We start from the raw sequence: 17,997 nt of genomic DNA on the forward strand, positions 1-17,997 counted from the left end.
GCGAGCCACTGTCGGAAAGCTGTCACCACGCGTGGCGGGGCAGTGCACGGCGGTCATTGTCCCTATCCTGACGTGTTCACCGCAGGCTAGCGACGTGGAGTGTCGTGGATCCTCGACAGGTACGACGTCTGGCAGAGCAGTCCGCCAACTTCGGGTTCCTCAGGGAGCACCCGCTGCTGGTCTGGTACGGCGCGGGTGCTGAGCTGCTCGTCTATGTCGACGCGCAGGCCGCGATGTTCAAGATCCGTGCCTTCGGTGATGAGATGGCAAAAGATCTTGTCCGACGCACCGGTGCGCGGCCGCAGAAGAACGACTTCTACCACCGCGTTCAGGCCCTCTACAGCGATGGCACGCTGGTGGCCGAGACGTACCACGCGTTCGACCGTCTTCGGGACCAGGGCAACAAGGCCGTACACGATCACCTGGGTGAGGTCCGCGCCGCGCTGGACATGTTGCGGACCTGCTTCGAGCTGGGGGTGTGGTTCCATCGGGCGCTGACCGGCGACCGTACTCCGCTCGGTTTTGTGCCCCCGTCACCCCCGGCCCGGCAGGTTCCGCAGAGCATCGCCGACGGGCTCCAGGCCGAGATCCAGCGCTACAAGGACGAGTTGGCGCAGACAAAGCTCCTGCTCGAAGGCAAGGCGTCGCTGGCGCAGGCTCGGGCGGATGCGGTGGTGGCCGCGGATCGCGCCGTTCGCGATGCCGACGCCCGCCGCGACCAGGCCGCCGCGCTGGTGGCGAGCCTGGAGTCGGCCGCCGAGGCGGAGCAGGCGGCCCTCGACAGCAAGGCGACGGCCAAGGTCTCGGCTGCGCGGCGGGAGGAGTTCATTTCGCGTGCTCGGCGTGCGTCGCGCGAGCCGCTCAACGAGATGCAGACCCGCACCGAGATCGACAGGCAGTTGGGCGAGGCCGGCTGGGTCGTCCAGGACGAAAGCCAGATCAACCTGTACGCGGGCACGGGTGTCGCCGTTCGTGAGGTGACGCTGGCTACCGGTCGAGCCGACTACCTGCTGTACGTCAACCAGCGGCTGGTGGGTGTCATCGAAGCCAAGCGGGAGGGGACCGGACCGCGCGGCGTCGAGGCGCAGCTCGACCGTTACCTCAACGGGCTCACGGCAGGGCAGAAGCTCGCCGCCTGGCGTCGGGACGACCCGCTGCCCTTCGGCTACGTCGCCACCGGCACCGAGACGGCCTTCGTCAACCGGCTCGACCCGTTTCCGCGTACCCGTGGGGTCTTTGCTTTCCATCGGCCCGAGACGTTCGCTCGGTGGATGCGGGAGGCCGACGACGACCCGGCGGTGCCGACGCTGCGGGCGCGGCTGCGGCGGATGCCGACGCTGGACCGGCTTGGCCTGCGTCCTGCCCAGGTCGACGCCATCGAGGGTCTGGAACGGTCCCTCGCCGAGGACCGGCCGCGTTCGCTGATCCAGATGGCCACCGGTGCCGGTAAGACGTTCACCGCGGTCACCAGCAGTTATCGCTTGCTGAAGCACGCCCGCGCCGCGCGGATCCTGTTCCTGGTCGACCGGAACAACCTCGGCAAGCAGACCCTGCGGGAGTACGCGGGCTACCAGACCCCGGACGACGGGCGGAAGTTCACCGACCTGCACAACGTCGACCGGCTCTCCGGCACCGGAATGCTCGACTCGTCGGCGGTGGTTATCTCCACCATCCAGCGGCTATACGGCGCGCTGCGTGGCGACGACCTGCCGGACCCGGACCTCGACGACCGGGCCTACGACGACTACGAGTTGGACGAGCCGGCCGAGGTCGCCTACAACCGGCTGCTTCCGCCGGAGACGTTCGACCTGATCGTGGTCGACGAGTGCCACCGCTCGATCTACGGCAAGTGGCGGGGCGTCATCGAGTACTTCGACGCGTTCGTGGTCGGGCTTACCGCCACGCCGGTCAAGCAGACGCTGGGATTCTTCCAGCAGAACCTGGTCTCCGAGTACACCTACGAGCAGGCGGTCGCCGACGGGGTGAACGTCGGCTTCGACGTGTACCGCATCAAGACGGAGATCACCGAGAAGGGCGCCGACATCGAGGCCGGCACGATCGTGCCGCTGCGCGACCGCCGCACCCGGGCCGAGCGCTACCAGGAGCTGGAAGACGACTTCACGTACGGCGGTAGTCAGGTCGGCCGTTCGGTGATCTCAAAGGGGCAGCTCAAGCTGGTGCTGGAGACGTTCCGGGATCGCCTGTACACGGAGATCTTCCCTGGTCGGTCAACGGTGCCGAAGACCTTGATCTTCGCGCGGGACGACAACCACGCCGAGGAGATCGTGCAGATGGTGCGGGTCGTCTTCGGGCGGGGCAACGACTTCGCCGCGAAGATCACGTACGCCTCCCGCAAGAGTGGCGACAACCCGGACACCCTCCTTCAGGCTTTCCGCAACAGCCCCGAGCTGCGCATCGCGGTGACGGTCGACATGATCGCCACCGGCACCGACGTCCGGCCGTTGGAATGTGTCTTCTTCCTCCGCCCAGTACGCAGTGCCACCTACTTCGAGCAGATGAAGGGCCGTGGCGCTCGTACCATTGACGCGGCGGAGTTCCAGGCCGTCACGCCGGACGCCGAGGTCAAGGACCGGTTCGTCATCGTCGATGCGGTGGGTGTCACCGAAGCCGACCTGGACGAGGCGGTGCCCCTGCAACGGCACACCGAACGGCAGATCTCGCTGCGCGACCTGCTGAAGAAGGCCGGCACGCTGACCGCCGACGCGGACGAGGTGGCGACACTCGCCGCCCGGCTGGCCCGGCTGGAGCAGCAGTTGACCGACGACGAGCGTGCGGAACTGGCCGACCTCGCCGACCAGCCGCTCACCGGCATCGTTCGCGGTCTGGTCGACGCGGTCGCGCCCGAGCAACTCAACCCGGCCAAGGAAGCAGGGCCAGACGCCGTACGCGACCTGCTGGCCGGCGCGCTCCGCCCGCTCGCAGCGAACCCGCCGTTGCGTCAACGCATTCTGGAGATCCGCCGGGCGCACGACATCACCATCGACGAGGTGAACGCGGACAAGCTGATCTCGGCAGCTGGAGTGCCGCCCGAGGAACGTGCCCAGGTGACGGTGAAGAGCTGGCACGACTACCTGGAGGAACACCGCGACGAGATCACCGCGTTGCAGGTCTTCTTCGAGGGGCGGGGTCGGGTGGGCTATGACCAGCTCAAGGAGTTGGCTGCGCGCATCGCCCGTCCGCCGCAGGCGTGGACGCCGGAGTCGCTGTGGAAGTCGTACGTGCTGCTTGGCCGCACCGCAGAAGCTTCCGGCAGCAGGGGAGTGACCGATCTTGTCAGCCTCATCCGGTATGAGTTGGGGCTGGATCAGGAGCTGCGCCCGTATCGCAGCCTCGTCGAGGAGCGCTTCCGTGGGTGGCTGCTCCGGCAGGAGCAGGCGGGCGCTACGTTCACTGCCGATCAGGCGTGGTGGCTGGAGAGGATCAAGGACGTGATAGCGGTCAGCGTGGAGATCACCCCGGACGACCTGGAGGGCGCGCCGTTCAGTGAGCGGGGCGGGATCGACGGTTTCTCGGGCGCGTTTGGCAAGCGCGCCGAGCCGCTGCTCAACGAACTGAACCAGGAGCTGTCTGCGTGACCGATCTTCCTAATGGCTGGGCGGTTGCATCGCTCGCCGAACTGATCGATGCGGACGGGATTTTCGTGGACGGCGACTGGGTCGAAAGTAAGGACCAGGATCCCGATGGCGAGGTCCGTCTTGTTCAGCTAGCTGATATTGGGGACGGCAACTTTCGCAACCGGAGTAACCGCTCGCTCACTCGGCAGAAGGCGGCCGAACTTAGGTGTACTCAATTGAATTCGGGTGACGTGCTTGTTGCGCGGATGCCGGATCCCCTTGGGCGAGCCTGCATCTATCCGGGCGGAGTTAGGCCGGCAGTCACGGTCGTTGACGTTTGCATTATTCGAACTACTGTTATTGATCCGACTTGGCTTATGTGGGCCCTCAATTCGCCTCAGGTTCGTGAGCAGGTTGCCGGATATCAGTCAGGCACGACCAGGAAGCGCATCTCGCGCGGAAATCTCGCAAGGGTTCGACTCTGGTTGCCGCCGCTCGCCGAGCAGCGTCGCATTGCCGGCGCACTAGATATATATCTCTCTCATCTTCGGGCCGGTCGGCGCGAATTGAAAGCGATTGCGACGCGGGCTCAGGCCCTTGGCGCTGTAAGCGCCAACGACGCGGCAAGATTCAACTCGTCTGAAATGGTTTCGTTCGGGGAGTTGATTGCCGACGCCCGAGGCGGGTGGAGTCGGAATCGCGGCCACTTGGTTCCAGCGGGCATCGGCGTTGGCTATTTAAAGATGAACAACGTGACGAGCGGTGGCGAACTGGATCTCGGCTCTGTCGCTTATGTTGAGGCGGATGGCGAGGACTTGCGACGGTACGGGGTCGTGGAGGGTGACCTGCTCTTCAATAATAAGAATAGTCTTGAACTAGTTGGCAAATCCGCGATCGTGACTGCATCTGCTGCTGGATTCGTTTTCAACGAAAACTTGACCAGGATCAGATTGTCCGGTGATGTGCTTCCACGGTTCGCGGTCATGCAGATTAATTCGCCAAACTTCCGACGCTCTTTGGCGACAATTAAGAGCGCCACTACTAATGTGGCGGCGATCTACATGAAGGATCTGCGGAGGGTGCCCTTCTGGGTTCCTCCCTTGCAGAAGCAGGCCGAGATCCTCCGAGGGTGCGATGAAGTTCGGGCCCTTTCCAGAAGCCTGCAGAATTCCGCACACTCTGCGTCACATCAGGGTGAAGCTCTCGGCGTAGCCTTGTTGGCTGACGCTTTCGCCGGGAAGCTGGTACCCCAGGATTCGAGCGACGAGCCGGCGTCGGAGTTGCTAGCGAGCATTCGCGCCGCACGGGCAGCCGCGCTGCCTAAGCAGAAGACGCGCTCCCGGCGTACCCACAAAGAGCTGGCGGCTCCGCCGACCAGGGTGACCGGCGACGACTATCAGCAGGAGGCACTGCCGCTGTGAGCACTGTGGATTCGCGCCGGTTAGTGCAGAAGTTGTGGAATTACTGCGACGTGCTGCGTGACGACGGCGTTTCGACCATCGACTACGTGGAGCAGTTGACGTTCCTGCTGTTCCTCAAGATGGCCGACGAGCGGGCCAACCGGCCGATCCGGCCCGAGCAGATCGTGCCCGACGAGTTGAGCTGGCAGACGCTGCTCGACGCCGAGGGCGATGCTTTGGAGGTGCAGTACCGGCACATCCTCACCGGGTTGGCCCGCGAGGGTGGCACGCTCGGCACGATCTTTCGCAAGGCGCAGAACAAGATCCAGGACCCGGCGAAGCTCAAGCGGCTGATTGTCGATCTGATCGACAAAGAGGAGTGGTCGAGCACCGGCGTCGATGTCAAGGGTGACGCCTACGAGGAGTTGTTGGCCAAGGGTGCCGAGGACGCCAAGTCGGGCGCGGGGCAGTACTTCACCCCTCGTGCGCTGACCGCAGCCATGGTTGACTGCATGGAGCCCACACCCGACGACACCATCACCGACCCCGCCTGCGGGACGGGCGGCTTCCTGCTCGCCGCGTTCGACTTCATCCAGCGGCACCACGGCAGCGACCTCACGCCGGACCAGCGGCGGCGGCTCGCCAGCGGCGCGATCAGCGGCACCGAACTGGTCGACGGCACCGCGCGGCTCGCCGCGATGAACATGCTGCTGCACGGCATCGGCACCCCCAGCGGCGATTCTCTGATCACGATCGGGGATGCGCTCGGCAAGGAGCCGGCACGCCGCTACAGCCTGGTCCTCGCGAACCCGCCGTTCGGCCGCAGCTCATCGATCCGGATGATTGGCGAGGACGGTCGCTCCACCCGCGAGGAACGGGAAATCGAGCGCAACGACTTCTGGGCCACCACGGCCAACAAGCAGCTCAATTTCGTTCAGCACATCGCGTCACTGCTGGAGATCGACGGCCGGGCTGCGGTCGTCCTGCCGGACAACGTGCTCTTCGAGGGCGGTGCGGGGGAGACGATCCGCCGCCGGCTGCTCAAGCAGTACGACCTGCACACCATGCTGCGCCTGCCCACCGGCATTTTCTACGCCGGTGGGGTCAAGGCCAACGTGCTCTTCTTCGAGCGCAAGCGTGCCCGTGAGGAGCCGTGGACCCAAAAACTCTGGGTGTACGACTTCCGCACCAACCAGCACTTCACGCTCAAGCAGAACCCGCTGCGTCGCGAGCACCTTCAGGATTTCGTCGACTGCTACCTGCCGGGCAAGGACCGCGCCGAGCGGGTGGAGACCGAGCGGTTCAAGCCCTTCTCGTATGAGGAGCTGATCGCCCGCGACAAGGTGAACCTCGACATCACCTGGCTCAAGGACGCCTCGCTGGAAGACGCGGACGCACTGTTGCCGCCGGAGGTGATCGCGCAGGAGATCGTCAAGGACCTGGAAGCGGCGCTACGCGAATTCGCCGCGATCGCGGACGCTCTGTCGTCGCGTGCCGCCCAGACCAAGGACACCTGAGCGGGCGGCGTCAGAATGCGGTGACCCTGCGTGTCGCCGCCGATCGGCGGTGCGATTCGGTAGGCTCCCTGGTATGACCGGATCGGTGAGCAAGAAGTCGTTCTCGCTTCCGCAAGACGTGGCGGAGCGCTTGGAGCGTGAGCCCAACGCCAGCGCGTACGTGGTCGACACGATCCGGGCACGGATGCGTGCGGAGGATCTCGACGCCGAGTTGGCCCGCCGGGGGATGACCGTGACGGCGGAGGGGCAGGCCCGTGCCAGGGCCCAACGCGCCCAGGTCGAGCAGGAATGGTCCCCTGGTCGCCGCGCCGCACTGCGGGACCGTTCCCGCCGTGCGGCAGCGGAGATGCTCGACGGCTCTGGCAGCCAGGCGCCGGCGGCGTGACGAACCCCGACAACGGGCCGGCGGTCCGACTGATACTGGACCGGTCCGCGCTGCTCGCCTACGTGGCTGGGTCGATGGATGTCGCTGAGCCCATCCACGAGGTCGCCCAGGATGGGGTGCGATTTGGTGTGCCGGCGGTGGTCGCGGCCGAGGTGCTGGCGGTGGTGGACGACCCGGGTGATCGGGCGGTGCTGCACCGACTGCTCGAACGTCCCGCCTGCGCGGTGTTGCCGACCTGGGGCGAGGACTGGCAAGAGTTGGCGTACTGGCGGGTTGTCACCGGTCGGGTTGACCTGGCCGCCGCCGTGATGGCTGTCCTGGAGCACGACGCCTCGGTGCTGACCAGCGAAGTTAAGGCGTACGGCGACGGCGGCGACCTTCCCGTCATCCGCTTCCCTAACTAGTGCGTTCGACGATGATCAGGGGAATCTCCCGCTCGGTGCCCTTCTGGTAGCGCGCGTACGTCGGGAAGACCTTCGTCATCACCGGCCACAGCCGGACGCGCTCCTCGGCGGTCGCCGTCCGGGCCCGCCCGACGAACCGCTCCGCGTCGACCTGGACCTCCACTGTCGGGTCGGCGCTCAGGTTCAGGTACCAGGCCGGGTGCTTGTCCGCCCCTCCGTTGGACGCCACCAGCAGGTGGTTGTCGCCGTCGCGTCCGTACATGAGGGCGGTGCGGCGTAGTTTGCCGCTGCGGCGTCCACGGGTGGTGAGCAGCAGCGAGGGTACGCCGTGGAAGGTGCCGCCGTCCGCGCCGTCGGTCTGCACGTAGCGCCGGATGTGGCTGGCGACCCAGCCGACCGGGCTGTCCTCGACTGTCTCGTCCTGATCCGCTGTGGTCACGGGCCCACCTCCGCGTCACAGCCTAGCCACGCGGCACCCCCGGCGCCGCCCACCGTCACGACGCCAGGAGGTCGAGGGGGCCGCCGATCAGGAAGAGCCCGGCCGCCACCCAGCGGAACAGGTGCAGTGGTCGGGTCTGGTCGAGCAGTTTGCCGTAGGCGGAGAGGACGGCCCCCCAGAGCCGGTAGCCCACCGCTGCGATGCTCAGCCGCACGTCTGGCAAGGCGACGACGAGGAACGTGAGCAGGGCGAGGGCGATGCCGAGGGACAGCGACGTCACCTCCCGCACCGGGTCACCGAAGCTCACTACACCGGCGACGATCGCGGGGATGGCGAGGATGGCGACGAGGGGTGCGTTGCTGCTCCGGCTCGCCTCCGCTTCCCGCATCAGGTCGCGTTGGTCGGCGGGTAGGTGCTCGGCAACCAGGTCGTCGACCCGCCGCGCGACGTACCTGACCTGTTGAGGGCAGAGGAAGATCTCGTGCTCGTCGCGGCAACTGTGCTCGCCGGGCAGGGCGGCGAGCACGTCCTCGCGGAAGTCGCGGTACTCGCTGAGGGGCAGTCGGATGCCGGCGGGGACGTCGGTCGGTGGCCACGTGATCAGTACCACGCCGCGGCGGGGGACCGTCCGGACGATGTCGTCGCGCACGGACTGGTACATCCGGACCACCCGGGCGACGTGGCGCGTGCGTCGCATCCGCTGGAACGTCCGGCCCGCTCGCACCGTCGACGCCGCCCCCCGCTGCCGCAGTTTCCTCGGGTCGGCGAGGTCCAGCAGGATGCTCAACCCGGCCAGGTAGAGCATCGATTTGCCCAGGCGGCCCCAGAAAATCATGGTCAGGCCGAGGAGTTGCAGGTTGTCAGTGGACCTACCCGTGAACCACGCCGCGACGACGTCGACCAAGCCACCCATGCGCGCACTCCGACCGGTAGCGACCAAGGCAGACAGGTCGATGGTCGCAGGCGGGGGAAAGCCTCGTTTCCGTCAGCCGCGGGAGCGGGGCAGGCAGCACTTCTTGTACTTGCTACCCGACCCGCACCAGCAGGCGTCGTTGCGACCGGGTGGCCAGGCGGTCACGCCGGCCTCGTCGAGGCTGTCGGCGTACTCGTCGAGGGTTTCCTCGTCAATGGGGTCGACGCCGGCGAAGGCCGCCAGACCCTCGACGGTGCCGGCGACCACGCCCAGGTCGGCGCCGCCCATCCCGGAGGCCTCGACGAAGGCGCGTTCGAGGTTGGCGCGGTGTTCGTCCCAGGTGGGCGGGTAGCTCTCGGCGAGCGCCGGCCACCGCACCAGCAGCGCGTCGAACTCGGCCTTCGGCCAGAAGAGCAGCGTCGCGGGGCCGTCGTCCAGAGCGTCGAGCGCGTGGTCGCTCGCGGCGCGCAACCGGTCGGCGAGGTTGTCGTACTCGTCGTGCGGCAGGCCCAGTTCCTCGCGTAGGTCGTGTCGTCGCTGGGTCAGGCCGAAGATCATGGCTGCGGCCTCGTCCTGGGCGTCCTCGGACTCGTGCTGCTGGGTGCGGGTGCGTTCCAGGATCGCGTCGAGTGCCCCGGTCAGCCACTCCAGCGCCGTCTCGGTGTGGTCGGATTCGACCAGCTCGTCGATCACGTACGTGGCGTCGGGGCTGGTTTCCAGGAGCGGGCGGAGCGCGGTCAGTTCGGCCAGGCCCTCGTCGGTACGGCCGAGGCGTAGCAGCAGGCCGCCGCGGACCGCTCGGGCGTACGCGTCCTCGTCGGGCTGTTCGGCGATGGCGCGGGTGGCCAGGGCGAGCGCGTCGGCGCGGTCGCCGGCCTGCTCCAGGATGTCCGCGGCGACCAGCAGGGCGTAGCCGGTGTCGGCCGGGTCCGCGACCCGGCCCTCGTCGACGGCGCCCACCAGTTCGGCGACGAGCGCGGCCGGGTCGGGGCTCTTGACACCCAGGGCACCGATTTCCTCGATGCGGTCGGCGGTCAACAGTTCGGGCATGGACACATCCTGGAGACGGCGCACGGGCGGGAGCGGTCAGCCTATCCCCGGGCGGCCCGCAGCGCCGCCAGCGCCGCCACCGGGCCGCCCGCTCGGCCGCACCCGGTGGAGCCGGGTGCGGCCGGCCACCACCGGGTTCCGTCGGCTGATCAGCGTTCGTCGACGAGGGGGATCTCCTCGGCCGTCGGGTGGTCGTCGACCAGCGCGAACGCCGCCGTGGCCGCAGGGCTGCCCGGTGCCACCTCCCGTGCCGCCGCCAGTTGCTCCGCCGACTCCCACCGCCATACGCCCACCCACTGCCGGTCGTCGACGCGGCCGAGGCGGGCCTCGATCGGGCCGCCGACGGCCGCCCGGGTGGCCGACACGAGGTCGGCGTGGCGGGTGGGCACCTGCTCGGCGTGAGCGGGGTCGGCGCTGAACCGTGTGATCACGAGCAGAGACATCGCTGTAGTTCCTCTCTAGAGTTGACTTCTAGTGACTTGTTCTAGAGATAATCTCCCGCATGAGCGATGTCAAGGGCTCCGGACTACGCAGCCAGAAGGCGCGACAAACCCGGCAGAAGATCCTGGCGGCCGCGCGGGAGTTGTTCGTCGAGCGCGGCTACGGCGCGACGAATCTTCAGGACGTGGCGGCGGCAGCCCAGGTGGCGGTGCAGACGATCTACTTCGCCTTCGGCAACAAGCGCACTCTGCTCAAAGAGCTGGTCGACGTCACGGTGGCCGGAGACGACGAGCCGGTGGCCACCATGGACCGCGAGTGGTTCCGTGCGGCCATGGCCGCCGGGACGGCCCAGGAGCAGTTGCGGGCGCACGTGGACGGCACCGCTGTGGTGCTGGACCGGGTCGCGCCGATCATCCGGATGCTCGATGCTGCCGTCGCCACGGACGCCGAGGTCGCCACGATCTGGCCTCGGGGAGTCGACCCCCGCTACGTGGTGCACGAAGCTGCGGCGACGTCGCTGATGAGCAAGCCGGGCGCGCGTACCGACGTGTCCGTCGCGCAGGCGGCCGACGTGCTCTACGCCCTGCTCGGCCCGGAGCTGTATCTGATCCTGGTGCGGGAGCGGGGTTGGTCGCCGCAGCGCTGGGCGGAGTGGAGCCTCGCCACACTGAGCGCCCAGCTCTGCGTCATCTGACGGCGGAGCCCGGAGCCCGGGAGACGGCGGGGCCCCGAGCCCGGGAGACGGCGGGGTCCGGGGCCCGGGAGACGGCGGAGCCCGGGACGGCTGACCGTCCCGGGCTCCGAATGGCCGACGAACCTCAGCGGGTCGCGGGCATGGTGGCGAACTCGCCGGCTAGCTCCGACTCGATGATCGTCGTGGTGGACGGCCCGCGACCGGCCGACGAACGCCGGGCGGACGGGACGGCCAGGGCCGCGAGGGTGGCCGCGACGGCGATCGCGGTGAGGAGGAGAAACCCCATCGTGAAGTCGGTCTCCCGGGGCAGGCCGCTGGCCTGCGGGTGGGCCGTGATCACGCCGCTGACGACGGCCGCGCCGATCGCGCCGCCGATGGTCCGGATGTTGGCGTTCATGCCGGTGGCCACGCCGGTCTGGCTGGCGGGCACGCTGGCGACGATCAGGTTGGCCATCGACGCGAACGCCAGGCCGATACCGAGACCGGCCAGGCCACCGGCGACGGCGACCTCCCAGCGGGTGTCGTGGGCGGTGGCCAGCATGGCGGACGCGGCCACGTTGAAAGCGGCGCCGGACGCGAGCTGCGCCTTGGCGCTGAAGACGGCCTGAAGGCGGCCGGCGACGATGCCGGCGACGAACATCGCGACGAGCATCGGCAGCATGAGCAGACCGGCCTGGCTGATGCTGGCGCCGAAGCCGTAGCCGGCGACGGTCGGGGTCTGCACGAACTGCGGGAGGAACGCGTACACCGAGAACATCGACGCGCCGTAGAGCAGGGCGACCAGGTTGGTGGTCCACACGCCGGGCAGGCGCATCATCCGCATGTCGATCAGCGGGTTGGCCGAGCGCACCTCGGCGACCAGCCAGCCGGCCAGCAGCACCACGGCGAGCGCGAGCAGGCCGACCACCCGGGGGGAGGTCCAGCCCCAGGCTTTGCCCTGGCTGATCGGCAGCAGCAGCGCGACCAGCCAGCCGGAGAGCAGCACCGTGGCGCGCCAGTCGATGCGTCCGGGGGTGCGGACCGGCGACTCGGGGATGAACAGGTGGGCGGCGACGGCGGTCAGGCCCACCACGACCATCGGGATCCAGAACAGCCACCGGTAGTCCAGCGCGGTGACGATCGGGCCGGCCAGCACGATGCCCAGGCCGCCGCCCGCCGCGACGATCGCCGAGATGGCGCCGACGGCCGAGGAGACCCGCGCGGCCGGGAACTCGTCCCGGATGATGCCGAACGAGAGTGGGAAGACGGCGCCGCCGATGCCCTGTACGACGCGGGCGACGATGAGGACGCCGATGTTCGGGGCGATGGCGGCCACCAGGCAGCCGAGGGCGAGCGCGGCGAGCGATGCGACGAGCATCCGCTCCTTGCCGACCATGTCGCCGACCCGTCCGAGGATCGGCGTGAAGATCGACGCCGAGAGCAGGTACGCGGTGAGCACCCAGGTCACGGTGTTCTGAGAGGTGTGCAGGTCCTGCTGGATGGTCGGCAGCACCGGGGTGATCAGCGACTGGAGCATCGCGAAGAACCCGGCGCCGGCCGCGAGCACGGTGAAGGTGAGCCGACGCGAGCTGCGTCGGGAGGTCACTGCCACGAGAGAAGACTCCTGATAACGGTACGGAGGGAGGTGTGTCACCCGTCGTCTCTGGCGGGCGGGCTTGTCGGGTCCGGGCGATCGGGGTGGCCAGGCGGCGGTCGTGCGGATCCCGAGGTAAGCTAACCGGAGGCAGGCCTCCGGCGATTCCGGAGGGGTGCCTCCACTAAGTTAGCGGAGGGATGCCTCCGGATGCAACCAGGTTGAGGTGACGCACGTCATGAGCAGCGCGGGGCAGGCGCCCGAGGTCTTCGCCCAGCGGCCCAAGCGGGCCGATGCGCGGCGCAACTACGACTCCCTGGTCGCCGCTGCCCGCGAGGCGTTCGCCGAGAACGGCGCCGCCGCCTCGTTGGAGGACGTCGCCCGGCGGGCCGGGGTGGGCATCGGCACGCTCTACCGCAACTTCCCGAGCCGGCGGCACCTGTTCGAGGCGGTCTACGTCGAGGAGGTCCGGGCGCTGAGCAACTCCGCCGAGGACCTGGCCGAGCTGCCACCGTGGGACGCGCTGGTCGCCTGGCTGCACCGCTTCGTCGCGTACGTCGCCACCAAGCGGGCGCTCGCCGAGCATCTGCTGCACGACTCCGAGATCTTCCAGAGCTGCCGGACGGAGATCTACGCCGCCGGTGAACCGCTGATGCGGCGGGCCCAGGCCGCCCACGTGGTCCGTGACGACATCGGCTTCGACGACGTGGTGCGGCTGATCAGTGGCCTCACCATGGCCCAGTTCCCGTCACCCGAGCAGCGCGACCGGGTGCTCGGCGTAGCCCTGGACGGGCTGCGCCCGCCGGCCGCGTCGAGCTGACCGCCGCGCGGTCAGCTGTCGACCAGCAGGAGCCACTCGTCGTCGAGGCGTTCCGTCACCGTGCCCGGCGGCCAGCGGTGACCGGCGTCGACCATCGCCCGGGCCTGCTCGACCTGCGGCGGCCGGCTGAACTGCGTGTCGCGGAAGCTGGCCATGCTGTGGAACCGGGCCCGGCCGAAGTTCGCGGCGTCGGTGAAGCGGCCCCTGTCGAACAATGCCTCCCCGCCGAACACCGTCCAGCGGAACAGCGCCATGTTGGTGAAGCGCACGGAGTAGAAGGTGGCCGACCGGGCGAACTCGGTGTGCTCCATCGACAGGGCACCGTCGAAGACGGCCTCCCGGAACGTGACGGTGTCCTCGAAGCGGGTCGCGTCGAAGCTGGTCGGCTGACCGAAGGTGGCCCGGTGGAACGAGGTCTGGCCGGCAAAGCCGGCTCGCCGGCAGGACAGGCCACCGGAGAAGGTGGCCCCGTCGAAGCCGGCCACGCCGCCCACGCGAACCCCGTCGAGCATGACCTCGCCGTCGGCCGTGAGGCCCTCGAAGAGCACGTCACCGAAGGTCGCCGCCCCGAGCAGGAGACGCCCCCGCGCCGTCGCGCCCGCGAAGGTCGTCGCGCCGGTGAACACCGCACCGGTGAGGTTCGCGTCGACGAGCGTGCAGCCGGCGGCGTCGAAGTCGACCAGCCGGGCGCCGACCAGGTTCAGCGTGACCTCCGGCCAGTGGGCCGCGTCGTCCGCGCGCAGGTGCCGGGTGAGCACACGCTGCGCGGTGCGCCGGACCTCCGTCTCGCGCGGCTCGTCGTCAGGCGCCGGCATCCGCAGGTACGCGCAGAGCACCGCCGCGATCGTCGTCCGCTGCCCTGGGTTGTCCTGACCGAGGCGCTCCAGCGCGTGCAGGCCACCGAGGCGTACCGCCGCGCTGTCGTTGCCGAGCAGTTCGACCGCCCGGGTGTAGAGCTCGGTCAACCGTCGTTCCGCCGCGTCGTGCTCGGCGGCCGAGGACTGCCGGTCCTGGTGGCGGTGCGCGGCCTCGGCCACCGACTCGGCGTGCGCCTGCACTCGGTCCCGGTGTGCCTGGTCCCGGGCGGCGACGCTCTCCTGGTGTCGTTGGGCGCGCTCGGTGATCCACTGACGACGGGCGGCCAGCAGTAGGGCGAGCCCTCCACCGGTGCCGGCGACCACCGTCAGGCCGGTGCGGATCGCGTCGATGCGCAGCGTGGCCCGGGTGTCCGGCTGGGTGGCCCGGTCCGCCTCGGTGAGCAGCAGATCCAGCACCAGCCAACCCAGGGCGGCGGCGACCAGCAGGCCGACCAGGACCAGCCACCAGGGCATCACCCGTAGCTGGCGCTCGGGGGGTTCGTCCGTGGCCACGGCCACAGCATGCCATCCGCCGCCACAACCCAGGGGTACGCGCCGGCGCGGCCGTCCGATGTGGAAGGCCGGCGAATTGCCGGTTTGCGCCCTCGGTGGGACAACGGGTTACCGGCGCGTAACAAGTCATTGACGTTGCCGAATTGTTGCGGGGATGATCGTCGCACGGTCGACCGGACACCCCCACCCACCTGCCCGGTTCGCCGGGTGCCTCCCCCCGGAGGTGCAGCCATGCTGCTCCGAAAGATCGCCCTCGTCGTGTCCGTCGCCGTCGCCGCCCTGATCGCCTCCGCCGGGACGGCAAGCGCCGCCCCCGCTGCCCCGACCGCCGCCGTTGCCAAGAACGCCCCCGCTGCCCCGACCGCCGCCGCGGCCAACCCGGTGATCGTGGTCGGCGGGCTCAGCGGCGTCGCCGTCGCCTACGAGCCGATCGCCGCCCGGCTACGCGCCGACGGCTACCGCGCCTTCATCTACCAACTGCCCGGGCTGGGCCTCGGCGACATCCCCACCTCCGCCCGCGCGTTCGCCACCTACGTCGACCAGGTACGCGCCAGCACCGGCGCGTCGACTGTGGACGTCGTCGCCCACTCCGAAGGCGGCCTGGTCAGCCGCTACTACCTCAAGCGGCTCGGCGGCACGGCCACCGTCGGTCGCTACGTCAGCCTGGGCACACCGCAGTACGGCACCTACGTCGCCACCATCGTGGCGTTCCTGGGTCTCGGCAGTTGCGCCGGCGTCGTGGCCTGTCAACAGATGACCATCGGCTCGGCCTTCCTCGCCGACCTCAACGCCGGCGACGACACGCCGGGGGCGGTGCGCTACACCACCATCCGCACCCTCCAGGACGAGCTGGTCCGGCCCACCGGCAACGCCGTGGTCAACGACGGCGCGACAAACGTGCTGATCCAGTCGTACTGCCCGCTGCGGGTGGTGGGCCACCTCGGCCTGGTGCTCGACGGCACGGCGTACACCATCGTGCGTGGCGCCCTGGTCGACGGCCCGGTGCGACCCAACTGCCTCGCGCTCTGACCCGGGCCGTGGGGGTGGTCCCGACGGGCCACCCCCACTGTCGCGAGCCGACGACTGTCGGTTGCCCGACGTTCCCGGGAAAGGGTGTGGCAGACATCGGATGCGCTCGATAACCTGCTGCGGCTGTCCATTGGCGACAGAGGACGTGGCCTTCCCGAAGGAGCAGCGCGCATGACCGAGCCGCACACCGTGCCGCCGGAGAGCACCCCACCGACCGTGCCACAGCTCGACGTCCGGGCGGCCGAGCCGCCGGCCGCCGACCCGCAGTCGACCGGCACCGGGTTCGCCGACCGCCCTCCGGGCTACCCCAGCGCGCTGGTCTGGCTGCGCGCCGGGATCCTGCGGGACTGGCGCGGTGTGCTGGGCGCCTTCGTCGCCACCTGGTTCTACCTGCCGGTGGCGCTGCTCCTGGCCTTCTGGGGCGGCCTCAGCTTCGGCATCGTCGGCCTCTTCGCCGGTGGCCTCGGCGCTGACGACCAGGTGCCGCAGGTGCTCCGCGACGCGCCGCTGATCGGCTCCCTGCTGGAGTCGTTCCTGAGCCGCTCCGGCGGGGTGCTCGGCGGCGTCGCCGGCTTCGCCGTCGGTTTCCTGGCCGGTTTCCTCAGCGTGCTGGTGCTGCCCTGGCTGGGCGCCGACGAGGGGCCGTTCGCCGTTATCACCGGCCTGGTCGGCACCGTCGTCGCGGCGGCGCTGATCGGGGTCCTCTACACGCTCTACCGCGTGCTGCTGGAACCGCGACTGCTGGTCGTCTCCGGTGCCCGCCAGCCCAGCCGCCGCGAGGCCGCGCGGCTGCGACCCGTGCTGGACGACTGCGCGCGACGACTCGGCCTGCCCAGCGTCCCGCGGCTGCTCATGGAGGACGACCCCGTCCTGAGCAACGCCCGCACGTACGCCCGGCACGTCGTGGTCACCACCGCCGTGCTGACCGAGGCGGACGACGAGATCGCCGCGCTGTTCAGCCACGAGCTGGTGCACTGGCGTACCGGGGACGAGATCACCAGCGCCTTCGTCCGTGGTGTCGGCCTGCCGCTCACCCTCGCGCACGCCCTGCCGGCCTGGCTGATGCGGACGTTCCCGCACCCGGGCACCAACTTCGTGGTCTTCCTGTTCTTCTGGCCGGTGCTGCTCACCATGCGGTACGTGGTGCTGCCGCTGCACGCCCGCGACGTCCGGGCGGCGGAGTACCGGGCCGACCTCGGCGCCGTGGTCACCGGGCACGTCGAGGCGATGCGGCGCATCCTGGAACGGCGGCTGTCCTTCGAGACCGGCCGCAGCGGTTGGGACGAGGCGGTCTGCGCCACCCACCCGCCGCACGAACTCCGGCTCGACGCGCTGGAACGAGCGACGGTGACCGCTGCGCCCACCGGCGTGGCCGAGCCGGTCACCGTCGAACGACTGTTCAACCAGTCCGGTCCGGTCGGCACCCGCCGCACCTGGGCGCTGGTCGGTGTCCTCGCCCTGGTCGCCTGCCTCGGCGCCGGTGCGCTCAGCGCGGTGCAGTGGGCGTTCTTCCGCCCCCAGGCGGCGGTCGAGGGCTTCTTCGCCGCGCTCGCCGACCGGGACAGCGAGGCCGCGCTCGGCCACCTGACCGACCAGGGCGCCGGCACCGACACCACGCTGCTCGACCGACTGCTGCGCGGCGAGGGCTACCAGCCACCGACCGACGTCGAGGTCAGCTCGGTGGAACGCGACGGCGACACGGCGACCGCCACCGTGGCGTACCGGCTGGCCGACGCGCGGCAGACCGCCACCCTCACGCTGGAGCGTGACAAGGAGTCCACCGCCGGGTTGTTCCACGGTTGGCGGTTGACCGGTGGGCCGATCGCGCTCAACTCCTCGATCGCCGACCCCGGGGTGCGGCTCAACGGGGTGGAGCTGCCGGTCGCCACCGAGGGGCCGCCGCTGGTGCTGCTGCCCGGCGTCTACACCGCCACCGGCCCGGCCAACGCGCTCAGCGAGACGCCGAACACGACGGTGGTGGCCGACCCCGGGCAGAGCGCCGCCACCCTGCAACTGACCCCGGTGCTCAAACCGGCGGCGGTCGAGGCCGTCGACGCCCAGGTCCGCGCCTGGCTGGACGAGTGCGCCAAGCAGACGGTCACCGCGCCACAGGGCTGCCCGTTCCGCTACTACGGCGGGTCCGCGCAGAAGGTCACCTGGAAGATCCTGGAGTACCCGAAGCTCGCCCTGGAGCTGACCGGCGCGGCCAGCGCGCAGGTGACCACCCCGCCCGAAACCCGGGGCCGGGTGCAGGTCAGCGGCACCAACACGTACTTCGGTGGCAGCTCACCGTTCACCGACGAGGACGCGTTGACAGTCACCGGCGTCGCCACCGCCGACGGCGACAACGTCGCCTTCCGCCCTTCCGTCAACTGACCGGAGAGAGA

At 69.5% G+C, this 17,997-nt stretch carries 15 protein-coding genes; 9 read left to right on the plus strand and 6 right to left on the minus strand.

Features of this window, described 5'->3' with window-relative positions:
* The first annotated feature begins 104 nt into the window (after nucleotides 1–104).
* From O3438_RS31470 to O3438_RS31490, 5 genes are all read left to right on the plus strand, one after another.
* Nucleotides 105–3,596 carry a DEAD/DEAH box helicase family protein gene (locus O3438_RS31470; RefSeq protein WP_269683133.1) on the plus strand — a complete coding sequence of 1,164 codons (3,492 nt, stop codon included), beginning with the start codon at nucleotides 105–107 and terminating at the stop codon, nucleotides 3,594–3,596.
* Nucleotides 3,593–4,996: a hypothetical protein gene (locus O3438_RS31475; RefSeq protein WP_269683134.1), complete on the plus strand. Its 1,404-nt coding sequence runs from the start codon at nucleotides 3,593–3,595 to the stop codon at nucleotides 4,994–4,996. Before O3438_RS31470 ends, O3438_RS31475 begins: the two co-directional genes overlap by 4 nt.
* A complete protein-coding gene (locus O3438_RS31480) occupies nucleotides 4,993–6,492 on the plus strand; it encodes a type I restriction-modification system subunit M (RefSeq protein ID WP_269683135.1) in 1,500 nt (499 codons plus the stop codon). Before O3438_RS31475 ends, O3438_RS31480 begins: the two co-directional genes overlap by 4 nt.
* A 73-nt stretch (nucleotides 6,493–6,565) precedes the next feature.
* Nucleotides 6,566–6,877: a hypothetical protein gene (locus O3438_RS31485; protein WP_210786230.1), complete on the plus strand. Its 312-nt coding sequence runs from the start codon at nucleotides 6,566–6,568 to the stop codon at nucleotides 6,875–6,877.
* A 74-nt stretch (nucleotides 6,878–6,951) separates the two neighbouring features.
* Nucleotides 6,952–7,281 carry a hypothetical protein gene (locus O3438_RS31490; protein WP_269683823.1) on the plus strand — a complete coding sequence of 110 codons (330 nt, stop codon included), beginning with the start codon at nucleotides 6,952–6,954 and terminating at the stop codon, nucleotides 7,279–7,281.
* On the opposite strand, the gene O3438_RS31495 is transcribed toward O3438_RS31490, so the two are convergent.
* The 4 genes from O3438_RS31495 to O3438_RS31510 all read right to left on the minus strand — a co-directional run bounded on the left by O3438_RS31495 (nucleotide 7,274) and on the right by O3438_RS31510 (nucleotide 10,126).
* Nucleotides 7,274–7,720: a nitroreductase family deazaflavin-dependent oxidoreductase gene (locus tag O3438_RS31495; protein ID WP_269683136.1), complete on the minus strand. Its 447-nt coding sequence runs from the start codon at nucleotides 7,718–7,720 to the stop codon at nucleotides 7,274–7,276. The two genes, O3438_RS31490 and O3438_RS31495, sit on opposite strands and share 8 nt — an antisense overlap.
* A 55-nt stretch (nucleotides 7,721–7,775) precedes the next feature.
* Nucleotides 7,776–8,633: a hypothetical protein gene (locus tag O3438_RS31500; RefSeq protein ID WP_269683137.1), complete on the minus strand. Its 858-nt coding sequence runs from the start codon at nucleotides 8,631–8,633 to the stop codon at nucleotides 7,776–7,778.
* A 72-nt stretch (nucleotides 8,634–8,705) separates the two neighbouring features.
* Nucleotides 8,706–9,683 carry an SEC-C domain-containing protein gene (locus O3438_RS31505; RefSeq protein ID WP_269683138.1) on the minus strand — a complete coding sequence of 326 codons (978 nt, stop codon included), beginning with the start codon at nucleotides 9,681–9,683 and terminating at the stop codon, nucleotides 8,706–8,708.
* 149 nt (nucleotides 9,684–9,832) lie between these two features.
* Nucleotides 9,833–10,126: an antibiotic biosynthesis monooxygenase gene (locus O3438_RS31510; RefSeq protein ID WP_269683139.1), complete on the minus strand. Its 294-nt coding sequence runs from the start codon at nucleotides 10,124–10,126 to the stop codon at nucleotides 9,833–9,835.
* Nucleotides 10,127–10,185: 59 nt separating this feature from the next.
* On the opposite strand from O3438_RS31510, the gene O3438_RS31515 reads away from it, so the two are divergent.
* Nucleotides 10,186–10,818, plus strand: a complete 633-nt coding sequence (locus O3438_RS31515) for a TetR/AcrR family transcriptional regulator (RefSeq protein WP_269683140.1) — start codon at nucleotides 10,186–10,188, stop codon at nucleotides 10,816–10,818.
* A 124-nt stretch (nucleotides 10,819–10,942) separates the two neighbouring features.
* Here O3438_RS31515 and O3438_RS31520 read toward each other — a convergent pair whose 3' ends face one another.
* A complete protein-coding gene (locus tag O3438_RS31520) occupies nucleotides 10,943–12,409 on the minus strand; it encodes an MFS transporter (RefSeq protein WP_269683141.1) in 1,467 nt (488 codons plus the stop codon).
* 220 nt (nucleotides 12,410–12,629) lie between these two features.
* Here O3438_RS31520 and O3438_RS31525 point away from each other — a divergent pair, with 220 nt between their 5' ends.
* The gene (locus tag O3438_RS31525) at nucleotides 12,630–13,211 is read left to right on the plus strand and encodes a TetR/AcrR family transcriptional regulator (protein WP_269683142.1); all 582 of its coding nucleotides are present in this window, start codon (nucleotides 12,630–12,632) and stop codon (nucleotides 13,209–13,211) included.
* Between the two features lie 11 nt (nucleotides 13,212–13,222).
* On the opposite strand, the gene O3438_RS31530 is transcribed toward O3438_RS31525, so the two are convergent.
* Nucleotides 13,223–14,581 carry a pentapeptide repeat-containing protein gene (locus O3438_RS31530; RefSeq protein WP_269683143.1) on the minus strand — a complete coding sequence of 453 codons (1,359 nt, stop codon included), beginning with the start codon at nucleotides 14,579–14,581 and terminating at the stop codon, nucleotides 13,223–13,225.
* 231 nt (nucleotides 14,582–14,812) lie between these two features.
* Between O3438_RS31530 and O3438_RS31535 the strand changes: the two genes are divergently transcribed.
* Together O3438_RS31535 and O3438_RS31540 are read left to right on the plus strand one after the other, a co-directional pair.
* Complete coding sequence (locus O3438_RS31535) at nucleotides 14,813–15,610, plus strand: esterase/lipase family protein (protein ID WP_269683144.1); 798 nt, start codon at nucleotides 14,813–14,815, stop codon at nucleotides 15,608–15,610.
* A gap of 171 nt (nucleotides 15,611–15,781) precedes the next feature.
* Nucleotides 15,782–17,986: a M48 family metalloprotease gene (locus tag O3438_RS31540; protein ID WP_269683145.1), complete on the plus strand. Its 2,205-nt coding sequence runs from the start codon at nucleotides 15,782–15,784 to the stop codon at nucleotides 17,984–17,986.
* Nucleotides 17,987–17,997 lie beyond the last annotated feature (11 nt).

Source organism: Micromonospora sp. WMMC250, from assembly GCF_027460215.1.
In the GTDB taxonomy this organism is placed as follows: Bacteria; Actinomycetota; Actinomycetes; order Mycobacteriales; family Micromonosporaceae; genus Micromonospora; species Micromonospora taraxaci.